This window comes from Paenibacillus sp. OK076, assembly GCF_900110055.1.
Taxonomy (GTDB): Bacteria; Bacillota; Bacilli; order Paenibacillales; family Paenibacillaceae; genus Paenibacillus.
Map to the genome: position 1 here is coordinate 576,609 of NZ_FOCH01000002.1, position 17,792 is coordinate 594,400.

Consider the following 17,792-nt stretch of genomic DNA (forward strand, 5'->3'; position numbering starts at 1 on the left):
GACCTCCCGGTCTTTAGGCATTTTTTTACTTATAATCAGACCTTGTGCATCCAAATAATATTCTGAAATGGAAAACATATTTACAAATCATTTACAATAAATAGCTGACATAGAGGTTGACTTCTCGTTTGTTGGCACTACAATGGGTAGTGTGAGGGGTGTCTGAACATGAGAATACACAATTTTAAAGTGGGTGAGCGTGGGCTGAACCGGTTTTTCGGTCCGCTGGAGGCGAAGATCATGGACATTTTATGGGCGCGCCCAGGCAGCAGCATTCGCGAAGTGCAAACCGCACTAGAAAAAGATAAAGACGTTAATTTCAATACAGTCATGACGGTGATGAATCGTCTCGTGGACAAGGAGCTGCTCCACAAGTCACAGAAGGGCCGAACGTCACTGTACCATCCGGTGCAGAGCAGGGAGGAATTTATGAACGACCAATCCAAGGAATTGTCACATGAGCTGGTGGATGAATTCGGGGTACTTGCTGTGAATCACATGCTGGATGCGCTGGATGAAGCAGATGCAGGGTTGATTGAGCGTCTGGAGCAGAAGATTAAGCAATGGAAAAAGGATAGCGATTGACATGTGGAAGGCCCGCTCGAAGCTGTTGTTTACCGTCGGGTTTGGCATTCCGTTATTCGTGTTCATGCAGATGTTCATGTACGCGATGTACAAAATATTCGGTTGGGACATTCCGTTTAACTTGCTCTGGCTATGTAATCACTGGATGAGCAGGCTGGGCTGGTTATCCATAGGGCATGTTCTTATGGCACTGGTGCTCCTGACGTTTGCTGGTACAGGCTGGCTGCTGTTTGATCGCATGATCAAGACACGTGCAGCGGTACGGAAGCTTCGGTCAATGGAAGATAGGGCCATGTCTCGGAAACTTGAGGCGAGGTACCGTCATCTGAGACAACCTGGATTCATTGTGGTGGACAAGCCGTCTCCAGTTGCATTTACGATTGGTTTGTGGAAACCCTGTATAGTGCTTTCCACAGGCCTGCTCACGATGCTGGATGCTGAAGAAGAACGAGCGGTTGTGTACCATGAGGTGCATCATCTGTGGCATCGTGATCCACTCAAGACGACATTGCTGTCGGTATTTTCCGTCATGATGCCTTATATTCCGGTGTTGAAGCATACTTCAAAACAATACAGTATCATTAGAGAAATTCTGGCTGACAATGAAGCGATTGAACGTACAGGGAACGCTGCGGGCATCGGTAGTGCACTGCTCAAACTGATCCGGGCTTGCCCTGAACCTTGGAGAATCAGAGAGACAGCTATACAATCATCTTTTGCCGATACTTCGGTGAATGTGCGGATTTCCCGTCTATTAGACCCGGAACAGGATGTTACGCTGACGCTTCCCCGCTATGCGGTATTTATTTCTGCCACAGTGATCCTGCTGCTGTCTGTCTTGTTCGTTTGGTCAATTGGGTGAAATGTAACGTTGAACTTAAACTCCAAGGAGGAAGATGAATATGAATAGAAGTGTGGAGATTGGCTTGTTTTTCTCAAGGATCATGATTGGTCTCATCTTTGTATTACATGGTTGGAGCAAATTCGAAGGTGGAATTAGCGGTACAGTTGGTTTCTTTGAAAGTATCGGCATTCCTGGTTTTCTCGCATCGGTTGTCGCAATCATTGAGCTGGTGGGTGGTGCAGCCATGATTCTGGGATTGGGAACACGTGTATTTGCTGCATTGTTCATCGTCGTGATGGGCGGGGTTCTGCTTACTGCCAAAGTGGGACAGCCGTTCTTGAGTGGTACCGAATTCGATTACCTGCTGCTGGCGGGTTCATTGACACTACTCTTTACAGGCAGCCGTTTTCTGGCGGTGGATCATTTCTTCTCCAGACAAGGGAACGCTCGGCAGAACGTTAGTGCATAACATATCTATTATCATCCAATAGGGATGGATAACAAGTTCATTCAAGCAGGTAATCCTGCATACAAGCCTTTTCTCGCTAGTTCGGAATACGCGTAATTATTCGTGTGAACCGTTCGAACCGGGAAAAGGCTTTTTGATTTTGTTTTGGACGACTAGCCCATCGATTTGGTACAATGAGAATAAGTATGCTACTAAGAAAAAATAAGAGAACATATAGGAGGATGCCTTTATGATTAACGTCATTCCATCCGATTCCCGCTCCAGCTTCGACCGGGGCTGGCTGCGCGGCAATCACAGCTTTTCCTTTGGTGAATATCAGGACCCGGAGAATACTGCGTTTGGACCCATGCGGGTAGCTAACGACGATATAATTGCTCCTGGTCGTGGTTTCGGGGCACACCCGCATAGTGATATGGAGATTGTGTCTATCGTGCTGAACGGGAAGCTGCGTCATGAAGATAACCTGGGCAATGTGGCTGTTACATCATTTGGTGGAATTCAGCGCATGTCAGCAGGCAGTGGCATGATCCATACCGAACACAATGCCTCCGATTCTGAAGAAGTGCGTATACTTCAGCTCTGGTTCATGCCACATACGAAAGGGCTTGAGCCTTCTTATGAGACAACTTCTTTTGATACAGACGCGCTTGCGGGAGCACTGGTACCTGTGGTATCCCCTGAAGGTGGGGCGCGTATCGCATCCATTCAACAGGATATGACCATCTATCTTGGCCGATTGGCTGCAGGCCAGACATTAACATATGAACAGGCGGAAGATCGCCGCATGTACATTTTTGCTATTGAAGGCAAGCTTGGCTTGAACGGAGAGTATCAGCTAAATGAAGGAGATACGGCTCGTGTGGAACAGACGACATCCATGAATCTGGATGCAAGCGAGGACGCTTTCTATATGTTGATCGATCTGCCCTAGATTACTGAAATGCAATGAAACTCCAAGATCAAAGGAGGATGTACTTTTATGACGCAGCAGGAATGGTTCATGGTTAAGCATGCAGTGACTGGACGAGGGCTGGTGAACAGCAAAACAGATTCGATGTCCTATCGCTATCAAAAAGAAGGCACCGGATTTGTTTTTACCGTTACGGGTCTGGAACAACAGGTGGTAGATAGCATTATGGAGCTTAGACAGGAGCTCAACGTGTTTCGCTTTGTACAGCGTAAAGATCAGCCCTTGGTGAAGCATTGGTATTACGTTCAGGGAGACCGGGTGCAGTACGATGGAGAAAGCCAAACATTGACGATATATGCGGAATCGGAGATTCGCTATGTTCCTGAAGATTATTTTGCCGACTAACTAAAATAATGAACAAAAAAATGGCTCTTAAATCCACTAGGGCCATTTTTTTATTCTATTGATTATAATTGATAAAATGTAAAAAAAATCATAGTTCAAGTAAATGGTTGGTTGTAAAATTATAACCAGAAATTGCAATTTCTTTGATTAAATTTACTTATATTAAATAAAATGAGAGGAGTGTTAAGTGTGGCTGTATTATTTTGTCAAGTGAAGTGTGTAGGTACCTGTGCAGCAGCTTGTGCTGCTGACCTAGTATCGCCGGTTGCAGATGTGTTTGGCTTTGCTGCAGGGGAAGCAAGATTTTTTAGCATGTAATATGGAGGCGTAGGAACGTTGTGGGCCCGGCGTTCCTTTTCATGATTGTCTTAAAGGAGGAGCATAGATGATTACATTTCTATCTAAACCGCTACTTTTTAAAACAGAGAGTGCTCATTATTGTTTTGATAACAGTACGAGAATTGTAATACCTTTACAACAAAAAGAACAAGATTTTCTGCAAAGAATGGATTGTGGATCTCAAGTGGAGAATTCGTACTTTCTTCATAATAACCTCAAAAGCCTGCTGGCTAAAATAAAGAAGTACAATCTGTTTCAAACGGATTTTCACATGCCTTACATAGACAAAGCATACATTGAAAACAAACTGGAGACAGAGGGAATTGCCCACTTATGTCTTATAGTTACAGATTCCTGTAATTTAAGATGTAAGTATTGTATCTACTCTGACCATTACCTTTTTACAAAAGGCTATTCAAATAAGTTTATGGACTCTTCTACTGCCTTCAAAGCAGTGGATTATTTTATGCATGTAAATCTAAAGAGTATTCAAAATAACCCCAATCTAAGTATTTCTCTCGGATTCTATGGAGGAGAACCACTGTTAAATTGGGAATTAATGAAAGGAACTGTTGAATATGTGCGAAATAAATATACGGAATTTTTTAAGAATATTAGCTTCTCGTTAACAACAAACGCTTCCTTGCTAACTGAGTCCAAGATACGTTATATGTTGGAGAATAATTTTTCAATATCAGTTAGTTTAGATGGTGATCGTGAAAATCATGATAGGAATAGAGTTACGCTTAACAATAAGGGAACCTTTGATTTGGTCTTCAAAAAATTGAATTTATTAGAGAAAATGTATAGAGAATACTTAGACAAAGGAGATACACCACTTCCTTATGGGATTCTAGTTACTTTTGACAATTTGACTCATTTTAAACAATTGGACGATTTTTTTGAAAAAAACAAAGAAATGGATATCCGCATTCAGAGAGTTAATAGGGTAAGTGATTTAAATACTGAGTACTATAATGGAGTATCCCAGTCAGACCAGAGTCATCTGAAAGAAAGAGAGCGATTCATTAGAGATTTGATTGAAGCTAGTAAGTGTGAAAGGTTTGAATCTGAGGCAACAAATTTTTCGAAAACTATATTGAAAAGTATTATATTTGAACCGATGATGAATCTCGCCTACAACGATAATCTCATGCGAGGAGGTTGTATACCAGGTATTCATAAACTTGCTGTAGACTCTGATGGGAAGTTTCACATGTGTGAAAAGATTAATCCGCATTATCCTGTTGGAGATGTCAATACAGGATTGGACTTCTCAATGCAGGCTAAATATATGAACCAGTTTTTTGAAAGCCTCAGTGAATGTAATAATTGCAACCTGAAGAACATATGTAATCTGTGCTATGTTACAACGGAAACAGATGGTAATGGCTTTAAACTTAAAGAAAATTTTTGCAGGAAATTTAGAGAGGGCATTCTAAATTCTTTGTCTACTTATTATTCAATCATGGAGACTAATCCAAATCTGTTCATGGAAATAAGAGAGTAGGTGGTGAGTCGATGTACTTTAAATTGAATCCGGAAATTATAATAGTAAAGGAACTGGATCAATACACTTTAACGGATCTCATATCAGGAAAGAAAGCATATTTTAGAGGGAACGACATGATGGCATTCGAAGAATTATTAAGTGATAGAGCAATCGATTTGGATTTACCTGAAGACCATATACTTCATAACTTACTAGAACAGAATTTGGGATCAATATTTGAAGGGAAAGTATTTGTGGAAGAAATAAAGACAACCCGAGTAACAACATTGAAATACGATAAATTGGTACCGTTCCATTTGAATCGAATTGTTATTGAATTAACGGGGGAGTGCAACCTTAACTGTAAATTCTGTACCGAAAGTACTATTGTGTATAGATCTTGTGGCTGTAAAAAATGGCCGAATGAACAGAAAATGAGTTTTGATAAGTGGAGGGATGTACTGAAACAGGCTATTAAACTAGGGATTAAGGAGTGTTTCATTTCAGGAGGAGAACCTCTTGTTGAGAAAGAACTTCTACAAAAAGTAATCTCATTTCTGACTATGCACAGCATTAATATAACTTTGTTTACAAACGCTACAATGCTTGAACAGGATATGATTCACTTTATCAAACGGAATAACGTTTCACTCGCACTTCAGTTGTTTGGAGATGATGCGGAAGTATACACAAGAGTTACCGGAGATGAAGAAGCCTATGGGAAGGTTAAGCGGGCTATGGAGATTATCGTAAAAGAACAGATACCCTATACTACTTCTGTAATTGTATGCTCATTAAATGAGGAGTCTGTAAATAGAATTAATAATAATAGTAATGAAAACTTGCAAAAAATATATATATATCCATCTAATGATTTTTATTCACAGAAATATCTACAGGAAATGTACAGTCCCTTGAGTAGAGAATTTCCAATCAACATTCAGTCAGTACCGTACTTAAAAAAATATAATAACTGTCTATATGGACAAATATTTGTTTCCTCCGAAGGACAGGTCTATCCATGTATGATGATGAGACAATTCAAGTTGGGGGATTTACGCTCTGAGTTATTATGGGAAATATTTTTCCGCAAATCCCATAAACCATTCTGGGAAATGTCTAAAACACAAATTGAAGGTTGTTCAGATTGTCCAAAAAACTTATCTTGTTTTGATTGTAGAGCTTTAGATAGCTTTAAATCCGAAAAATTAAACGGCATGTACTATTGTGAGCGTTTGAATACAGGGGTTAAAACTTGTGAACTGAAGTGAGGTATCTGGGATGGGCGATTATATGAAAGTTCTCTTTGTCTATATGAAGCAATTTAAAGGTAAGCTGATGATAGCTGTTTCATTGCTCATTGTTCTTTCGGCATTGTCTGTTATACCAGCTTTGCTTATAAAAAATATATTTGACAAGGGGATTTCACAGAGTGATTTTGGTTATGTCGTCCGCTTGGGGTTAATTCTAGCCGTCATTTATATTGTTAAAAGCACTTTGAACTATTTATCTAATGTGGTATTTACTAATGTTAGCCAAAATATTCTTCTGAATCTTCGTACAGACATATCTTCGAAACTGCTTAATTCACCAATGGACTTTTTTGGGTTATATTCAAGTGGGTATTTGACATCCAGACTGAATGAAGTTAATGCTATTGGTGGCCTCATTTCAGCAAACACATTTAAAGTCATACTAAGTTTTTTTGAATTGATTGCAACGTTCATTATCCTTATTAACATCAACATAAAATTAACATTAATTCTGTGTCTGCTGATGCCGGTATATTACTTCATATCTAACCGATACCTGTTATCCATACACCGTATTTCTTTAGACGCTGCAGAGAAGAGTTCAATCCTTAATGAAAAGATTCAGCAGTCAGTCCAGGGAATCGAAGAGGTTAAGCATCTTTCAGTAGAAGACAAGGAAACGAAAAAAATCAATACGGCTACTAAGGATTTGGTGAATACAAGTATTAAGCAATCTATTCTTTACTCCGTTGGTATTGAACTAATTGTCCTGTTAGGAACACTATCTTCTGTACTCTTAATTATCCTTGGGGGAAGAGATGTAATTACAAGTGGGATGACACTCGGGGGATATATGGTGTTTATGAATTACTTACCTAAAATGTATGCACCTGTTCAAAGTATATCAACAACTGCTCTGACGATACAGCCAGCATTAGCCAGCCTAAAAAGATTGCATATTTTCTTGGACCAGGTCGGTGAGTATGATGATGATAAGAACAAAGTAGACTCTATTCACAAAGTTGAATTTCGAAATGTGTCATTCCGGTATAATGAGGAACAAGAACATGTTATTAATAACGTTAAATTCAGTCTTAGTTCCGGGGATAAACTTCTCATTAAAGGGGAGAATGGCTCCGGGAAAACAACCGTTTTCAGGCTAGTTACGGGGCTTTATCAGCTCAAAGAGAACAACGGCGATATTCTGATCAATGGTGTGTCTATCCGTACACTTGATAGACGTTCTCTTCGTAAAAAAGTGGCTGTAGTTTCTCAAAAAATATATTTGTTCAATAATACAATCGAGAACAATATAAAATATGGAGCAGAACATATTGAAGTAATGGAGTATGAAAAAGTGCTTCGAATTACGGGGCTGGACAGGATTATGGAGTCGTTCCCGGAGAAGAATAACAAAATGATTGAAGAAAATGGAAAGAATTTATCGGGAGGGCAAATTCAAAGAATTGCTATTGCGAGAGCCTTATTGAAAGGGGCAAGTGTCTTGCTTTTTGACGAAGCAGTCTCTCACATGGATCATGAAGGGAAAAATAGCATCAAGGAATTGATCCAACATCAGTTGTCAGATCACATCTGTCTGATTATAGACCATGGCAAGGAATTTGATGATGTATGTAACAAGGAACTGATGCTGGAGAAACCGACGGCAATTCATTCGGAAGTTTAAAACTGGAAAGATAAAGAGCCCTATTTAAGGGCTCTTTTTGCATACTAGGTCAGCCATAATAGTATTGCTCACTGCTTACTGTACTTTAATAATTCACTTTCCGAGGAGAAATGTGTTCAACAAGATTCGAAAAAAAAGACCACATAATTCCGCATGATCTGGCACAAGCTACCTTGTATAAAAAAACAGGAACGGAGGGGCGGCATATGGCAGACAAAACATCAGGGAAAGATGGTTCCAAGGATTCAGAAAAGAAGAAACACATCCCCTTGGGGCTGCCGTCTCCCCCTATTCTGAGGCAACCGATAGGACTTTCACATGAAAGCCATATGTTGGCACTGGAAGACATTTTCTCAGATTGCTCGGATGTGATCTTCCGCAATGTCAAGATTTCACCTGAAGTGGAAGGACTGTTGGTGTACATCGAAGGCATCGTGAATTCGACGGATATTCAGGATCATATGCTTCGGCCTTTAATTCGTGGTCTGGTCGAGCAACGTACGGATGAGCCTGCGGCTCCTCTGGATGATACACGTATCGCCCTGACGCAGGTGAAGAAAGTAGATACCTGGGCGGATGCAGCGGATGGGGTGCTTGAATCCTCCGCGCTGCTGTTGATCAACGGAAGTAAGCAGGCTTGGCTATTTAACGTCAAGGGCGGCGTACGGCGCGGTGTCGAGGAACCCCAGACCGAGTCGGTTATTCGTGGACCACGCGAAGGCTTCACCGAGACATTGCGCGTCAATACGGCTTTGCTTCGTTTTAAACTGAAAACTCCTGCACTGAAGATGTTAAGCATGACAATTGGGACCGAAACCAAAACCAATGTAGTACTGACCTACATCGACGATATTGCCGATCCCAAGCTGATTAAGGATGTCAAAAAACGACTCAATAAAATTAAAATTGATGGCATTCTGGAAACGGGATATATAGAGGAACTTATTGAAGATCATCCATATTCTCCTTTTCCGCAGATGCATTATACCGAACGTCCGGATACGGTGGCGGGCAACCTGTTGGAAGGTCGGTTTGCCATTTTTGTAGATGGCAGTCCGTTTGCCCTTATTGCGCCAGTGACCATGTGGCAGATGCTTCAGGCCAGTGAGGATTATTACGAACGGTTCTTCATCAGTAATCTGGTGCGATGGATTCGATTTCTGTTTGTTGCCATCGCGCTATTTCTACCTGCGCTTTATATCGCGATTACAACGTTCCATCAGGACATGCTGCCAACGACTCTGATCCTGAGCATTGCCGGGGCAAGGGAGGCCATTCCATTCCCTGCACTGGTGGAAGCCCTCATTATGGAGCTGTCATTCGAGGCTTTGCGAGAAGCGGGGGTCAGGTTACCCAAAACGGTAGGTCAGGCCGTCAGTATTCTGGGGGCACTTGTGATTGGACAGGCAGCGGTTCAGGCGGGAATCGTGTCCGCGCCCATGGTTATTATCGTATCCATGACAGGGATTGCGTCATTCACGATCCCACGTTTTAACTTTGCCATTACGGTACGTTTATTGCGTTTCCCGATCATGCTGCTTGCTGGTGCGCTTGGCTTGTATGGCATTGTAATCGGACTGGTGTTGATCTCCGTACATCTAACGCAAATGACCTCTTTTGGGGTGCCTTATCTGTCAGGTCTCAGTCCCTATAGCAAGACGGATACCAAGGATATTGTGATTCGTACACCATGGTGGAAGATGATCCATCGTCCATCAACGGTTCATCGTGACCAGCAGCGGATGAATGAAAAGATTAACGGTTCTCCTGACGCTGAGGAAGGGTGGTGAGCGCATGGTTCTCATCCGTAAACGACGTGCGATAGCCGTACTGCTCCTATGTACTATGTTCATATCGGGATGCTGGGACCGGAAGGAAATTAATGATATCGCTTTTGTGATTGGAATTGCTATCGACAAAGAAAAGGACAATTACAGGTCCAGCCTTCAAATTGCTCTTCCAGGCCAATCTGGTTCTTCTGGAAGTGAAGGAGGCGGCGGAGGCACAAGCGGGGATAAATCGTGGTTTATGTTGTCTAATACAGCCAAAACCTTGCGCGGAACATCCGTTGAAGGCCAAAAGTCACTCTCTCGTGAACTATATTATGCCCATCGGCGGACCATGCTGATTGGTGAGGAACTCGCACGAGATGGTGTGGCCCCCATGCTTGATTTACTAACACGTTATCCGCTTAACCGGCTTTCAGCGTTACCCATTGTGACTAAAGGATATGCATACAAAGTGCTGGATACTGACGCGCCAATCGAAAAATTCCCTTCCGAAATGGTACGCGAACTGTGCTTTCTGAATATGCGCAAACCGCGTTCACTCAAGACATTCACGGATGCGATTCTTTCCGAAGGAGTAGATCCATTTCTTCCGGTTGCTTCGACTGCTGACAATGTACCGGGCAACTGGAAGGACGTCAAGACGAACATCAAGTTGGATGGAATCGCCATCTTTAAGAAGGACAAACTGATAGGCATGATTGAAAAAGAACCTGCTGGTGCACTTATACTGGCAATGGGTGAAGCCAACGAACCAGAAGTGATGGTCAAGGCTCCGCGTGGAAAAGGTGATATTTTCATCAAATTGAACGAAAATAACTCTTCATTGCATCCTCATGTTGAAAACGGAAAAGTCACGGTGACGATCGAGCTGTATGCGAAGGGTGTCTTGGTAGATAACGAATCCAATTATGGTGATTTGCGAGACCAAGAAATGAAGAGCCTTACTCAGGCCCTTCATAAGAAAATCGAAGAGGACATTAAGGAAGGGGTCAGACTGATTCAAAAACAATATCCTGCGGATATTTTGGGTCTGGGCCGTTCCATTCATCAGCAACTCCCCCAGGAATGGAAAAAAATAAAGGATCGCTGGGATGATATTTATCCAGATGTAAAGGTAATCGTAGTGCCACATATCCTTATTGAAAATGTAGGGGTTATCAATAAACCGATTGGATTACAAGAGGAGGATATTGTCCATGATTAAGCCGCTGCTCTTCACTTATTTGGGTATGGTTATTGCCGTAATCATCATGGACTTCAAACATGTGAAGCAGGCAGCGGCCATTAATCGCTGGTTATCCTACGGACTGATCGCTGTCAGCGCCGGAATTTGGTTTTATGTAACCACCTTGAGCAAAACCGTCTTTGTCTCCACATGGATTACCCAATTGGTTCAACGTTGGCTACCGTTACCGTAAGGTTATCTAACGAATTTTGAAGCATAAATGATCAGACAGAAAGGAGGTATTCCATGAATCAAAATGTGACCAATCGTCAGTTGGTGCTGCTCATCATGCTGCTCAGCATTACAGGTACGTTGATGCAGCCCCATGCACAAGCCATTTTTTATGCTGAACAGCACGCTTACTTATCTTATATACCTGTGTTTCTTGTCATGGTGGCATCCCTATGGATGTTAAGCCGTGTTCAGCGACGGTTCCCCGATCAGGATCTGTTTGAATCTCTGGTGGAGCGATTCCCTTTTTTCGGTCGTATGACAGGTATATTGTATATCCTGTTTTTCCTCTTTATATTTGCCCGCGATATCCGGCTAATTGGTGACTATATAAGCATTACCTTGCTGGAGACGACCCCGATTTCCATCATTGTATTGACCCTCTTGGTCATGGCTGTCTTTATCGTGAGGGGAGGGTTGGGATCCCTAATAGGAATGTCCGAGCTGTATGTTACATTGTTTGTGCTGAATTCATTAATTTTGCCATTTATGCTCATTAAGCAAATTAACATGGACAATCTCATGCCGTATTTTGACATCGATGTTGCTGGTGTTGGCAAGGGAAGCTGGTACATATTTTCCTTTTTTGGAGAGATGATTGCCATCCCCTTTGTAGTTAAAGGCAGTGATTTTCGATTCAAGTCAGTCATGGGGGGGATTACGTTCTCAGCCCTGATCATGATGCTGATTGTCATCGAAACCATCTTGGCGGTGGGGGTACCCATTGCATCCAGACTGGTATATCCCTCCTATGAGCTTGCAAGGCAACTTCAAATTAGTGATTTCCTTGATCGGTTTGACCTTGCACTAGCAGCGGTAACGCTACCTACGTTAATTACAAAGATTGCATTTGACCTGTATTTTGTATGTTGGGGCCTGAAACGAATGATTCCGAAGGTCTCAGGAAAAGTCATGACAGGGCCGGTTGCGTTGATCGGGTTTGTCTGCGCCTTCTGGTTTTTCAAAAACGCCGTTCAGCTCTTCCGCTTTACACGGGAATGGACTTGGATTGGGATTCTGTTCGAGGTGCTGTTACCCATCATCATTTTCATATTCCTTCGTCCCCGCAAAAAGGGGATGAACGACCGGAAGGTAACGGATGGCACAAAGCCGAAGCAGCACTCCAACGAGGAGAAATCAAACAAAACATCACAGGAACGAGATGAATCTGACAAAGGGAAACGGGAAGGACATCAGGGTGGAGAACTACAGCCTTCCTGATATATTCCATCAAAAATCGTTATAGATGAACCGCCGAAAAGAGGGGAAACTCGGTTTCCCTCCATAGAAGTACCCTGTATACTGTAGTCAGACTGATGACATTCGGCTGAATAAACGGGGGGAACATGGATGGCTCAACATTTGGCAGGTATACGCGTAGCATTGACAGGACCACGAAAATCCAAAGAGATGTCCTTGCTGGTTGAGAAATTGGGCGGGATTCCACTAGTCCGGCCTGCACAGGGAACTGTTTTTCTGGACGATCGTAACATTCGGGATGGTCTGGTATCCTGGATATCCGATCCACCAGACTGGACGGTATTAACCACAGGTATGGGATTGGATGCTATTTTTGATATGGCTGAGGATATGGAAATTGCTGATCAATTGCTGGACGTATTATCGGCATCCTTGATTGCCGCAAGAGGGTACAAAACGGTTAATGCACTCCGAAAACGTAAACTGACCCCGCTGGTGCGGGATGATGATGGCAGTACAGACGGGCTGATTCGTGAATTCGCGCCTCATGAACTTGCGGGACAGAAGGTCATGTTGCAACTGCACGGGGAAACTGCGCCCAAGCTGGTCGGGTGGCTGGAGGAACAAGGGGCTCAAGTACGTCAGGTGCTTCCATATCGTCACGTTCCGCCCGAAGAGGGCGAGCTGGAACAGTTGTTGAATGAGATTTTGCTGCATGAGGTCGATGCTGTCGCGTTTACAAGCGGACCACAAGTGCGGTTTTTGGTTGAATATGCGGCGTCAAAGGGCAAGCTCGAAGCCATGCAGGAAGCCTTCCGGCAAGGCGTGGTGCCTGCTTCAGTGGGCAGGGTTACGGCAAACGCGATGCGTGAAGAAGGTATTGAGGCGCTCGTGGTCCCGGAAGATGAGAAGATGGGGGCACTAATCGTTGAACTGGGGCGTTATTACGCTGCCCAATCTGCGGACAAGGCCCATCTTCTGCAATAAGATGTGAAGCCGCCTGGACTCCTATTGAAGTGTTAAATGAAACGCATGTAAGATGCCAAATGGTTCCCGGTTCTGGTCTGATATATGGATCAGAACTTTTTTATATTTTCTATAAGCTGAACGACTCTGATTCATGGTAATTCACCTGAGACTTTGGTCGTGAAGTTAGTTGTACCCATTCATAATTAAAGGTTTTTGGATAATAATGTGGAATGAATTAAAGACAGATTAAGCTTGTGAGGGAGGGACAGCATGATGAAAACCGTATGTGTTACCGGGGCGGCACGTGGACTGGGACTGGCTCTGACGGCACAAATGCTGAAGAGAGGTTATATCGTTTATGCGGCAGGGTTGGACATGGAAAAGTCCGAAGGGATTCGTCTTCTGACGGATGCCTATCCTAAACATTTGCGCGCCATCGAACTCGACATTGCGGATGATCTGTCCGTAGCTTTGTTCACGGAAACACTGAAGCTGGATACAGAGCATTTGGATATGCTTATTAATAATGCGGCTATACTAGGAAGTATTACGGATCATATCCGCGGACCGTTAAACATGGCGGAGATGGCAGAAGTATTTAACGTCAATACTTTGGGAACATTGCGCGTGACTCATGCCCTGCTGCCCCTCCTGCTTCAAGGGGAAAACAAGCTGATCGTCGATATCTCTTCGGAGGCAGGTAGTATTGAGCAGTGCAGCCGGGATGGATGGTTTGCCTATTGTATGTCCAAATCAGCGTTAAACATGCAGGCTCGCCTTGTGCATAATGGTCTGAAGAACGAGGGTGGACAAGTGATGCTGATTCATCCCGGGTGGGTACAGAGTTATATGAGCGGGGAATTGAATACCGCTGCAGACCTTACGCCAGATCAATCGGCTCAGCATATCACAGCACTCATTGATCGCCATAAGGAGTTCATGGGAGATCAGCCCGCGTATGTAGATTACAAGGGGGAAGCCCTTCCTTGGTAATTCTGTTCTAGGTAATTTGAAAGGAGTTTTTATTGATGGATCATCGTAAAAAAGCGTTGTTACTTGGTGATTATACTCATCCGGACTGGCATCCGCTGCAAGGAGTGGATGCGGAGATCAGTCGGATTTTTCACGATACTATGACTGTGCAGTGCAGTGAGAATCGCAACATGCTGCTGCAAGAAAATATAACCGGATTTGACGTGTGTATCTCTTACATGGACGATTGGAAGGGGAAAGTCTCTCCACAGCAGACAGCGGGCTTATTGTCCTATGTTAGTAATGGAGGTGGACTGGTCATCATACATAACGGGATTTCGCTCCAGAATCGTTATGAGCTGAAACAGATGATCGGTGCCAAATTCCTGCATCATCCACCTTATGCACCACTGGAGTTCACAGTAACGACAGAGAGTCATCCAGTGACGGAAGGCATATCGGGATTTACGATGGAGGAAGAGCCTTATCAGTTCGAGTTTGGTTCATTTGCCGAAACGAAAGTTCTGCTGGAGTATCAATCCGAAGAAGGGCCAAAGCCCGCAGCTTGGGCGCATAGATACGGCATTGGACGCATTGTTTACCTGATGCCAGGACATCATGTACCTTCGTTTGCACATGAAACCTATCGTCAGTTGATTTTGCAGGCAGGAAAATGGGCTGCACGTTACGTATAGCGGGACCGTTTCTTTTGTGTGCGGATGAATTAAGGGTATACTATAGAGATCAACGAAGAGGAGGATGACAAGAATGAGCGATTTGTTCAAAAAGGCAATCTCGTTAGGGCTCGGTCTTACTGTTGTAAGCAAGGAGAAAATTGAGAAAACCGTGGATGATCTGGTCAAGCGTGGGGAACTGGCGCCTGGTGAATCCAAAGCGTTGGTCGAACGCCTGATGGAACGGGGCGATGAAGAACAGGGCCAGTTCAAAAGAATGATTCATGAACAGGTTAAGCGCGTCCTTCAGGAAGTGGGCGTTCCATCCGAGAGTGATGTAACCAGATTGGAACAGCGTGTTGCCGTCCTTGAGAAAAAGCTTGCAGAACTGGGTCACACACCACAGCTTCAACCTGATGTATCCCCAGCTCCACTTGAAGTTCCTCCTCTCAAAGGAAACGAGATCGAGTAGATGGCTGTGCGAATCAAACATGTCGGCAGATACCGGGAAATTGCCATGGCGCTGGTGCGTCATGGCTTCGGTTATATGGTCGAGGAGCTGGGTTTGTTCCAGTTGCTGGCCATACCCCGGCGGTGGATGTCGCGTGAAGCCCACACCACCAAGACGCTGAGTGAACGCATAAGACTCGTGCTGCAGGAGCTGGGGCCGGCTTTCGTCAAGCTGGGGCAACTGGCAAGCACAAGGGCAGATTTGCTGCCCGAGTCTGTGATCCGGGAATTGGTGAAGCTGCAGGATCAGGTCCCGCCGTTTTCCTCGGAGACGGCACGGGGTATTTTGGAACAGGAATTGGATACACCGCTGGAGGACATCTTTTCCCGGTTCGAGGATACCCCTGTGGCTGCGGCTAGTATTGGACAGGTGCATCTGGGCAAACTTCGAAGCGGTGAGGCCGTAGCTATTAAAATCCAACGGCCCGGCATATCGCGTATTGTTCAGCGCGATCTGGATATTTTACGAGAATTGACTGCGATGGCGGAGAAACGCTGGGATTGGGTGAAGCAATATCAGATCCCGCAAATGGTAGAAGAGTACGCCCAGGCACTAATGGCCGAGCTGGATTATACAGTCGAGGGCCGTAATACGGAGAAGATTGCACAGCAATATCAGCAGGATAACAAAGTGAAAATACCAGTGATCTACTGGGATCAAACTTCCTCTCGTGTGCTCACCATGGAGTACATCGAAGGCATCAAGCTGAATGACCGTGACGAGTTGATTAAACGTGGGCATGATCTAAATAACATTGCTCAGCGACTGGTAGATTCATTGTTGAATCAGATTTTCATTCATGGATTCTTTCATGCCGATCCACATCCGGGCAACCTGATGGTGTTGAAGGATGGCAGGCTGGCCTTTATCGATTTCGGCATGGTGGGCAGTCTGAGTGATGAGATGAAGCAGCATCTGGCTTCGCTCATTATCGGATTGATGCGCAAAGATACGGACAGCATGATCCGGGCAATTGAGAAGCTGGGCATGATGCCGGATGATATGGATCTGCGAGGGCTTCATAGCGATCTGGACAAGCTGCGCAGCAAATACTACGATATTCCCTTTTCCAAAATAAGCGTGGGTCAAGCACTGAATGATCTGTTCGGTGTGGCTCAGCGACATCGGGTCGTAATGCCTGCCGACATTCTTCTGCTAGGGAAATCGCTGCTCACCATGGAAGGTGTCATTGAACATCTCGATCCTTCCTTAAGTATCGTGGACATGGCAGAGCCATTTGGTCGAAAGCTGATCAAGGAACGTTTCAATCCTGGGAGGATCAAGAATCGTCTGTTCCGCGGTGCGGCGGATATGGCCGAGAGTGTCATGGGTCTTCCGGGACAGTTAAGACAGATTTCATCGATCATCAGCAAAGGAAAGCTGCGGTTGGAGGTCAGCGTACCTGAACTGGAAACACTCCTGCGCAGGCTGGACCAGATTAGTAATCGGCTGTCTTTCAGTATTGTACTGCTGGCATTTTGTATCATTATGGTCGGGTTGATCATCGGTTCTTCGATCAGTCACCAGTCCACCATGCTGTGGGATATTCCGGTCATTGAGATTGGTTTTCTGGTAGCCATTCTGATGGTGGCCTTCCTGCTATATTCTATATTTAAATCGGGGAGATTTTAGATTAGTAACAAGACCCGTAAAGAGACTTTTTAAAAGGATCTTTGCGGGTTATTTTTATTTGTGAAAGGGAGAGGTTTGTTTGTTTAGCAATTACAGGAATCTTGGCTATGTTTTATCTGGTAAGCTATTTATTAAACAAAAACCGTCGGGCTAAAGGATAGAGTCGCAACCAATTTTTATGAGAATAGTTTGTTTAAGAACAGAGTATTTCCGAGTTAAATAACGCAAGATTAAGATAATACGAGATATGCTCCTGTTTTTTCAGTTCAATTGTATTAGTACATATCGCTTCCTATGACTATAATAATAGGTCAGTACATTAACGGACCCGGTTTTCTGAGAGGGTAAAACCTAGAGAAATTGTGATTGGCTCACAACGTCTCGAAAGCAAGACACCTGAATGCTGTAGTGGAAATAAGAGGTGCACACTGGAACGGATGAGACATGTTCAGACATGATATCGGATAACATATTCGGATCATGTTCAATGCAACATGTAATTCAACTTATATAGACGGATTTTTGCGGGAGGGTATGCCGCTGTTTTATGTTGTCTGTTGTAAGTTGGTCAGTGACGAACCGTTCTCTTGCCGTTCAGGCGATA

18 protein-coding genes are annotated in these 17,792 nt (G+C 44.0%); all 18 read left to right on the forward strand.

The window, feature by feature from the left end; translation table 11 throughout:
* The first annotated feature begins 168 nt into the window (after positions 1-168).
* The 18 genes from BMY78_RS21380 to BMY78_RS21460 all read left to right on the forward strand — a co-directional run bounded on the left by BMY78_RS21380 (position 169) and on the right by BMY78_RS21460 (position 17,188).
* Complete coding sequence (locus tag BMY78_RS21380; protein ID WP_076287498.1) at positions 169-585, forward strand: BlaI/MecI/CopY family transcriptional regulator; 417 nt, start codon at positions 169-171, stop codon at positions 583-585.
* A 1-nt stretch (position 586) separates the two neighbouring features.
* Positions 587-1,447 carry a M56 family metallopeptidase gene (locus tag BMY78_RS21385; protein WP_090903407.1) on the forward strand — a complete coding sequence of 287 codons (861 nt, stop codon included), beginning with the start codon at positions 587-589 and terminating at the stop codon, positions 1,445-1,447.
* 40 nt (positions 1,448-1,487) lie between these two features.
* Positions 1,488-1,898 carry a DoxX family protein gene (locus tag BMY78_RS21390; RefSeq protein WP_090903408.1) on the forward strand — a complete coding sequence of 137 codons (411 nt, stop codon included), beginning with the start codon at positions 1,488-1,490 and terminating at the stop codon, positions 1,896-1,898.
* Positions 1,899-2,127: 229 nt separating this feature from the next.
* A complete protein-coding gene (locus BMY78_RS21395; RefSeq protein ID WP_090903409.1) occupies positions 2,128-2,829 on the forward strand; it encodes a pirin family protein in 702 nt (233 codons plus the stop codon).
* A 48-nt stretch (positions 2,830-2,877) separates the two neighbouring features.
* Complete coding sequence (locus tag BMY78_RS21400) at positions 2,878-3,213, forward strand: hypothetical protein (RefSeq protein WP_090903410.1); 336 nt, start codon at positions 2,878-2,880, stop codon at positions 3,211-3,213.
* Positions 3,214-3,384: 171 nt separating this feature from the next.
* Positions 3,385-3,531 (forward strand): huazacin family RiPP peptide, encoded by a 147-nt coding sequence (locus BMY78_RS32930; RefSeq protein ID WP_177185831.1) that lies wholly within the window; start codon positions 3,385-3,387, stop codon positions 3,529-3,531.
* A gap of 67 nt (positions 3,532-3,598) precedes the next feature.
* Entirely contained in the window at positions 3,599-5,062 is a 1,464-nt protein-coding gene (locus BMY78_RS21405) for a radical SAM protein (RefSeq protein WP_090903411.1), read from the forward strand.
* Between the two features lie 11 nt (positions 5,063-5,073).
* Positions 5,074-6,315: a radical SAM/SPASM domain-containing protein gene (locus BMY78_RS21410; protein WP_090903412.1), complete on the forward strand. Its 1,242-nt coding sequence runs from the start codon at positions 5,074-5,076 to the stop codon at positions 6,313-6,315.
* Positions 6,316-6,325: 10 nt separating this feature from the next.
* Complete coding sequence (locus BMY78_RS21415; RefSeq protein ID WP_090903413.1) at positions 6,326-7,984, forward strand: ABC transporter ATP-binding protein; 1,659 nt, start codon at positions 6,326-6,328, stop codon at positions 7,982-7,984.
* A gap of 329 nt (positions 7,985-8,313) precedes the next feature.
* Positions 8,314-9,774 carry a spore germination protein gene (locus BMY78_RS21420; RefSeq protein WP_256222303.1) on the forward strand — a complete coding sequence of 487 codons (1,461 nt, stop codon included), beginning with the start codon at positions 8,314-8,316 and terminating at the stop codon, positions 9,772-9,774.
* A gap of 4 nt (positions 9,775-9,778) precedes the next feature.
* Positions 9,779-10,978 (forward strand): Ger(x)C family spore germination protein, encoded by a 1,200-nt coding sequence (locus BMY78_RS21425; protein WP_177185832.1) that lies wholly within the window; start codon positions 9,779-9,781, stop codon positions 10,976-10,978.
* Positions 10,971-11,192: a hypothetical protein gene (locus tag BMY78_RS21430; RefSeq protein WP_090903416.1), complete on the forward strand. Its 222-nt coding sequence runs from the start codon at positions 10,971-10,973 to the stop codon at positions 11,190-11,192. Before BMY78_RS21425 ends, BMY78_RS21430 begins: the two co-directional genes overlap by 8 nt.
* A 53-nt stretch (positions 11,193-11,245) precedes the next feature.
* Positions 11,246-12,451, forward strand: a complete 1,206-nt coding sequence (locus BMY78_RS21435; protein ID WP_090903417.1) for a GerAB/ArcD/ProY family transporter — start codon at positions 11,246-11,248, stop codon at positions 12,449-12,451.
* Positions 12,452-12,580: 129 nt separating this feature from the next.
* Complete coding sequence (locus BMY78_RS21440) at positions 12,581-13,417, forward strand: uroporphyrinogen-III synthase (RefSeq protein WP_090903418.1); 837 nt, start codon at positions 12,581-12,583, stop codon at positions 13,415-13,417.
* A 252-nt stretch (positions 13,418-13,669) separates the two neighbouring features.
* Positions 13,670-14,392 carry an SDR family oxidoreductase gene (locus BMY78_RS21445; protein ID WP_256222253.1) on the forward strand — a complete coding sequence of 241 codons (723 nt, stop codon included), beginning with the start codon at positions 13,670-13,672 and terminating at the stop codon, positions 14,390-14,392.
* A gap of 35 nt (positions 14,393-14,427) precedes the next feature.
* On the forward strand, positions 14,428-15,066 hold the full coding sequence (locus BMY78_RS21450) for a ThuA domain-containing protein (RefSeq protein WP_090903419.1): 639 nt from the start codon (positions 14,428-14,430) through the stop codon (positions 15,064-15,066).
* A gap of 73 nt (positions 15,067-15,139) precedes the next feature.
* A complete protein-coding gene (locus BMY78_RS21455) occupies positions 15,140-15,517 on the forward strand; it encodes a phasin family protein (RefSeq protein WP_090903420.1) in 378 nt (125 codons plus the stop codon).
* Positions 15,518-17,188: an ABC1 kinase family protein gene (locus tag BMY78_RS21460; RefSeq protein WP_090903421.1), complete on the forward strand. Its 1,671-nt coding sequence runs from the start codon at positions 15,518-15,520 to the stop codon at positions 17,186-17,188.
* Positions 17,189-17,792: the final 604 nt, after the last annotated feature.